The following is a 6,117-nucleotide window of genomic DNA, read 5'->3' as shown; positions in this document are numbered from 1 at the left end:
GGTTTACGGTGATGATGATTAGCGGGGGCAACTTTTCTTTTAACAGCTTGTAATTTTTCAGGATTATCAATTAATTCTTTCATTTCAGTGACAGTTTGAGTATCTATAAATTTATTTATTCGTCTTCCATTAGCACCACCATAAAAATTACCTTTGTAAAAACAATCATAACAAATAACACCATCTTTTACAGACATCTTGTTATCCCAAAAGCCCAACTCTTTACCGCAAATACCGCATTTCTTTTTTGCCATGATTAACTCCTTTTCTTTTTTTCTTTGGTTCAAATTTTTCTTGAGTAAGAATTTTGATTACGTAGTTTATAATATTATTAGAGTGTTCCCCACGTATGTGGGGGTTATTTATATGATCCTACGGTTAAAGTCCTAGCAGTTGCTTCTTCTTTGTCTCGAATTCTTCTTGGGTAATGATGCCATCATCTAGTAGTTGTTTATATCTGCGTATTTCTGCTGGGGCATCAGTGTTATCCTTGGTATCTTCGACAACTTTTTCCGTGGCTTTCCAGCCATCTAGAATTGCAATGACATGGTTTAATTCTGAATATGCGCTTTTAGCATAGAAACTGTTTGCTTTACTTTCAAGAGTTAGAAATTTAACTTCAAAACTGCTACCGTCAGATAGATTAATGATTAAGCCAAGATGATCGATGTATTCGTTTATCTTGCCACCAGTAGTGCCGGCAATAACTGCACCAGCTGGTCCAGCAATAATGGCACCGACAGCTGCACGAGTGAAGACATGATGTTTATTTTTATCATGTCCTTTTTCGTTAACTTGATATGAAACAATTTCACTAGCATCAACAAATCTATCAGGATCTAAAAATGTCTTGCCAATATAAATTTTTCTTTCAGTTCGATTGAAGTAATAATGTGAATAGCGAACAGATTTCTTTTTGAAAGCAGCAATTTCTCGCTTTCTTTGTTCTTCTTTCGCTTCATCTTGCTGTAGCTGTTGACCTATTTGTGAATAGATGTCACTGAAATTTTTTCCTTGGTCAAGATATTTTTTGAAGTCATCAATTGTATGGTTAGAAGCCCAAGTATGAGCTCTAACACTTGACATGGTAAATTTAAATTTAGCCATACAATTTCTACAAAGATATTCTGAATTTTTAAACTTTAGGGGGGCATCACCATGATAAATATCCTTCCCACAAAATGAACACTTTGCTATAGAGGGAAGATGATAATGTTTTGCAGGAGCGACTTTCTGTTTAATTTCCTCTAGTTTTTCTGGATTATCTATCAAATCTTTAATTTCTGCAATAGTTTGCGTGTCTATGAACTTATTTATACGTGTTTGATTAACACCATTAAAAAAGTCAGCTGTGTGAATACAATCACCACAAATAGTGCCATCTTTTACGGTATACTTACTGTCCCAAAAGCCCAACTCTTTACCGCAAATACCACATTTCTTTTTTGCCATGATTAATTCTCCTTATTAATAATTAAGTAGGTATTATCTTATTTTTTATAAAATTACATTTGTTTTTATTATAGCGCTTACATTAATATCAAAAATTATATCGGTTTTGCCTTAAGGCATCGATATATGTTTCCAAAATATAATTAACATTTCTAGGAACTGCAAAAGCATAAATATTATAAAGTAAATGTAACTATATTTATCTAAGTTTTTGTTGCCGCCTTTGCTTTGAGCTAGCGGAATGTTTAATTTCTTGCCAAAACGCAGCTGTAGTCAAATCAATATTTGTTGTAAAAGAGTAGTTTTGCTCAGTACTGTCTTCTTCATGAAAAACAGCAATTAACTTGAATTGATCTTGATTAAGCCCTTGACATTGTTCAGTTGAATAGTTAGCTAAACGCTGAACTTGTATTTTTTTCAAAATTTGCTGGATACTATGATTATGCACAAAATAAATTTTAGTCTGACCGCCGTTTTTAACCAATTCTGCATGCTCGCTGCCACCTTTTACATCATAGTTACCATAACCATTGGAAAGTATGAAACCAGCAAACTTTAATCTTAAAGTGAATTTGGAAAGATTAATTGCATAGGCCTCAAAATTAATATCAGCGTTTTTATCGCGTGCTTGAGCACTATAAGTACTGACAACATTCACTGCTACTTTCTTTTGGGAGTCTTTATGGTAAAGATAAAGGTTTGTCTAAACAGCTGCCAGTGTTCCTAGTGCTGTAAGTGAATTAATTACAATAGTTGCAATTGCTGTAACATCATTGTTTGTTAAATTTAGGCCTAAACTGAAAAACAATGTGGATAAGATAAAGCCAATTCCCAGCCAAAACCAAGCTGACTGTAAGAAATGATAGTGCTGTTTAAAAGTGTTACCAAGGTAAAAGGTTCTTTTAAGTAGACTTAAGGCTTGCTGGCGCCAATGAAAAAGAATAATAATGAGTAAGAGAGCAAGAAAAAATTGATAAAAAGTGATACTAGTAAAAGTATTTTTCAAGAAATAGAGCATTTAATCCTCCTTATAAGTAGATATGACAATGCAAAATTGTTTTCCTAAGCAATAATTTTCTCATATTTTTTAAAAAATGAATATGCCCTCTGAAAATAAAAAATTCTAGACAAAAAATAAATCTTATGCTAAAGTTTTAAGAGTAGCAATTATTAATAACTGGAGGATTAGCTCAGCTGGGAGAGCATCTGCCTTACAAGCAGGAGGTCACAGGTTCGAGCCCTGTATCCTCCATTATAATTATAGGGATGTAGGAATACATCTTTTTTTATGTAAAGAATTGCTTTTGCAATTATTAGTTAAATTAATAAGTTTTTTAAGTTTTACTCTTGCATTTTGTTTCTTATCTAGTATACTATTGAATGTGCTTTTGATTCAGAACACGACCCGTTGGTCAAGTGGTTAAGACATCGCCCTTTCACGGCGGTAACATGGGTTCAAATCCCGTACGGGTCACCTTTTTGGAGGATTAGCTCAGCTGGGAGAGCATCTGCCTTACAAGCAGGAGGTCACAGGTTCGAGCCCTGTATCCTCCATAAATAACGGTAATTAGCGTTATTTATGGAATAATATAATTGGGTGCGCGTATTTTTAATTTTAGCTTCTAAGCTAATAGTTGAATTTACTCGGATTCAGCATCTGACCCGTTGGTCAAGTGGTTAAGACATCGCCCTTTCACGGCGGTAACATGGGTTCAAATCCCGTACGGGTCACACTTTGGAGGATTAGCTCAGCTGGGAGAGCATCTGCCTTACAAGCAGGAGGTCACAGGTTCGAGCCCTGTATCCTCCATCGTTCTAGACTACCGAATCTGCGGTAGTCTTTTTTTGTAGCAAGAACGAATTTATTATATCGGTTCAAGTCCTGAAAGGATCCAATGTTGGAGATGCCTTGTAACCGAAGAGCTATTTAAATCTATAGGGGGACTATTATGGAAAAACGTTTATTTACTTCAGAATCAGTTTCTGAAGGTCATCCTGATAAAGTTGCTGATCAAATTTCAGATGCAATTTTAGATGCGATTATTGCCCAAGATCCTGATGCCCATGTGGCTTGTGAAACCATTGTGAACACCGGTATTGTTTATGTATTTGGCGAAATATCAACTAGTGCATACGTTGATATTCAAAAAGTTGTTCGAAAGACTGTTTTAAGAATAGGTTATGATAAGCCTGAATTGGGTTTTGACGGCAATAACTGTGCTGTATTGTTAGATATTGATGAGCAATCAGCAGATATTGCTGAAGGCGTAGATCACTCGCTAGAAACTCGTGAAAATAAGGCTAGTGCTGATGGCTTAGATCAAATTGGGGCAGGAGATCAAGGCTTAATGTTTGGCTTTGCCGTCAAAGAGACTCCTGAATTAATGCCATTGCCGATTTCCTTAGCCCATAAATTAATGCAACAAGTAGCTAAGCTACGTAAGGATAATACTTTAACTTGGCTAGAGCCAGATGCTAAAGCTCAAGTCACAGTTGAATATGATGAAAACAATAAGCCTAAACGCGTTGATACTGTTGTTATTTCAACGCAAACAGATGCTGAAGTTTCGAATGAAGAAATTCAACAGGCAATGATTAACCTAGTGATTAAAAAAGTTATTCCTGCTAGGTATCTTGATAATCAAACTACCTTCTTGATTAACCCATCTGGTCGTTTTGTAATTGGAGGTCCTAAAGGTGACTCTGGACTAACTGGACGAAAAATCATCGTTGACACATATGGTGGCTATGCACGTCATGGTGGAGGCGCCTTTTCAGGTAAGGATGCAACTAAAGTTGATCGTAGTGCTAGTTATGCTGCTCGTTATGTTGCAAAAAATATTGTAGCAGCGGGTTTGGCTTATCGCTGCGAAGTGCAGCTTGCTTATGCAATTGGTGTGGCTAATCCAGTATCAATTATGATTGACACTGCTGGAACTGGTAAAGTAAGTGATGAATTATTAACTGAAGCTGTACGGCACGTTTTTGATTTACGGCCAGCAGGAATTATTAAAATGCTTGATTTGCGTCGGCCCATATATGAGCAGACGGCTGCTTATGGTCATTTTGGTCGTACCGATATTGATTTACCTTGGGAGAAAACAGATAAAGTTCAAGATATATTGAATTATATTAAAAAAAATAAAGGATAGATTATTTTGAAAAAAACGAATGTACCTATAATTACACTTGCCATTTTTATGACCACTTTTATGACTGCTATTGAAGGGACGATAGTTTCAACGGCAATGCCCACAATAGTTTCTGATCTTAATGGTTTAGAAATCATGAATTGGGTGGTTTCTATCTTTCTCTTTATGACTGCTGTATCAACTCCTCTATATGGAAAACTAGCAGATAGCATTGGTCGTAAACCTATTTTTTTGTTTGGAATAGCCTTATTTGTTATTGGTTCTGCTCTATGTGGTCAAGCAAATAATATGATTGAATTGATTTTATTCCGCGTTATCCAAGGATTAGGTTCAGGTGCAGTTCAACCAGTTGCTATGACCATTATCGCTGATTTATATAGCATTGATAAGCGGGCCAAGATGCTGGGACTTAACTCTGGTTTTTGGGGTGTAGCTTCAGTAATTGCACCACTTTTGGGTGGATTTATTGTACAAAAATTGTCATGGCACTGGGTATTTTATATCAATGTTCCAATTGGCTTTGTTGCCTTTGTATTGGTAGTGATCTTCTTGCACGAAGCAAGAGAAAAACAGAGAAATAAATTGGATATTCAGGGCACATTTTGGTTAGTTACGATGCTTTTGGCATTAATGTTTACCCTGCAAGAATTGAGTTCGTTAAATCCCATTTTTGTTGGCTTGCTAATCGCCTTTGTTATTATAAGTACGATTGCCTTTTATATAGTAGAAAAGCATGCCACTGATCCTATTATGCCGCTATCGATTTTAAAAGATCGCGAGTTTCAAGCCATAAATATGATAACATTACTAATTTCTGGTGTTGTTATTGGTTTTGAATTTTATATTCCAACTTGGATGCAGGGGATTAACGGTACTTCAGCAACTGTGGCTGGTTTTGCTGTCACTCCTAGTTCGGTAATGTGGGTAGTGGGTTCATTTGTAATTGGTGCAATATTGAGTCGCTGGGGTATACGGAGAACCTTATTTGGAATGTTAGCACTACTTTTAGTTGCTGATGTATTATTACTTTTGCTACCTTTGCAAACACCATTTTGGCTCTTTTGTGTAATTGCTACTATGAATGGCTTTGGTTTTGGTTCAATTATCACGGCTGCACAAGTACGGTCGCAGGTTTTAGTTGAGCCAAAAAATGTTGGAGTTGCTACATCTTTTAATACCTTAATGCGCTATCTAGGTCAGACAATGTTAGTATCGATATATGGAATTACTTTTAATACGGTAGTTACTAGTCAGATAGCTAAGAAACCAGAATTGACTCAAGCAATGATGAATAAAATTGTCTCTGCTGAAAAAGCAAAAGAATTAGCACCTAATCTTATTCCGCAGTTAAGACAAGTTCTCTTTAATAGCTTAAAGGGTGTTTATTTTATTTCTTTAGTAGCAATTGGTCTATCAATTATTTTCAATTTTATTTATAAAAAGCAACAACATTAATTGATAAAGTAAAATAGAATAACAAAAAAGACGTTAACCATTAACTGGTTGACGCCTT

General features: G+C 35.6%; 6 protein-coding genes, 5 tRNA genes and 1 riboswitch. Of the genes, 7 read left to right on the top strand and 4 right to left on the bottom strand.

Annotated features, from left to right (window positions below; genetic code table 11):
- The 4 genes from F5ESL0237_RS05370 to F5ESL0237_RS05355 all read right to left on the bottom strand — a co-directional run.
- Positions 1-254 (bottom strand): DUF4428 domain-containing protein (locus F5ESL0237_RS05370; protein WP_199688769.1); only part of this gene is annotated, 254 nt, incomplete at its 3' end.
- Between the two features lie 124 nt (positions 255-378).
- On the bottom strand, positions 379-1,452 hold the full coding sequence (locus F5ESL0237_RS05365) for an SHOCT domain-containing protein (protein WP_122024846.1): 1,074 nt from the start codon (positions 1,450-1,452) through the stop codon (positions 379-381).
- A gap of 199 nt (positions 1,453-1,651) precedes the next feature.
- Entirely contained in the window at positions 1,652-2,110 is a 459-nt protein-coding gene (locus F5ESL0237_RS05360; protein WP_122024845.1) for a hypothetical protein, read from the bottom strand.
- Between the two features lie 45 nt (positions 2,111-2,155).
- On the bottom strand, positions 2,156-2,470 hold the full coding sequence (locus tag F5ESL0237_RS05355) for a hypothetical protein (RefSeq protein ID WP_122022022.1): 315 nt from the start codon (positions 2,468-2,470) through the stop codon (positions 2,156-2,158).
- Between the two features lie 161 nt (positions 2,471-2,631).
- On the opposite strand from F5ESL0237_RS05355, the gene F5ESL0237_RS05350 reads away from it, so the two are divergent.
- From F5ESL0237_RS05350 to F5ESL0237_RS05320, 7 genes are all read left to right on the top strand, one after another.
- Positions 2,632-2,704: transfer RNA gene (locus F5ESL0237_RS05350), tRNA-Val, on the top strand.
- Between the two features lie 150 nt (positions 2,705-2,854).
- A tRNA-Glu gene (locus tag F5ESL0237_RS05345) sits at positions 2,855-2,926 on the top strand.
- A 7-nt stretch (positions 2,927-2,933) separates the two neighbouring features.
- Positions 2,934-3,006: transfer RNA gene (locus F5ESL0237_RS05340), tRNA-Val, on the top strand.
- A gap of 105 nt (positions 3,007-3,111) precedes the next feature.
- A tRNA-Glu gene (locus F5ESL0237_RS05335) sits at positions 3,112-3,183 on the top strand.
- 6 nt (positions 3,184-3,189) lie between these two features.
- Positions 3,190-3,262: transfer RNA gene (locus F5ESL0237_RS05330), tRNA-Val, on the top strand.
- 58 nt (positions 3,263-3,320) lie between these two features.
- Positions 3,321-3,404: riboswitch (SMK box riboswitch) on the top strand.
- Entirely contained in the window at positions 3,402-4,604 is a 1,203-nt protein-coding gene (metK, locus tag F5ESL0237_RS05325; protein WP_122024844.1) for a methionine adenosyltransferase, read from the top strand. Its footprint overlaps the riboswitch before it by 3 nt.
- Before the next feature lie 6 nt (positions 4,605-4,610).
- Positions 4,611-6,059: an MDR family MFS transporter gene (locus F5ESL0237_RS05320; RefSeq protein ID WP_122024843.1), complete on the top strand. Its 1,449-nt coding sequence runs from the start codon at positions 4,611-4,613 to the stop codon at positions 6,057-6,059.
- The last annotated feature ends 58 nt before the right edge of the window (positions 6,060-6,117 follow it).

It is taken from the genome of Lactobacillus sp. ESL0237 (genome assembly GCF_003692985.1).
In the GTDB taxonomy this organism is placed as follows: Bacteria; Bacillota; Bacilli; order Lactobacillales; family Lactobacillaceae; genus Lactobacillus; species Lactobacillus bombicola.
This window is presented reverse-complemented; position numbering and strand designations above follow the sequence as displayed.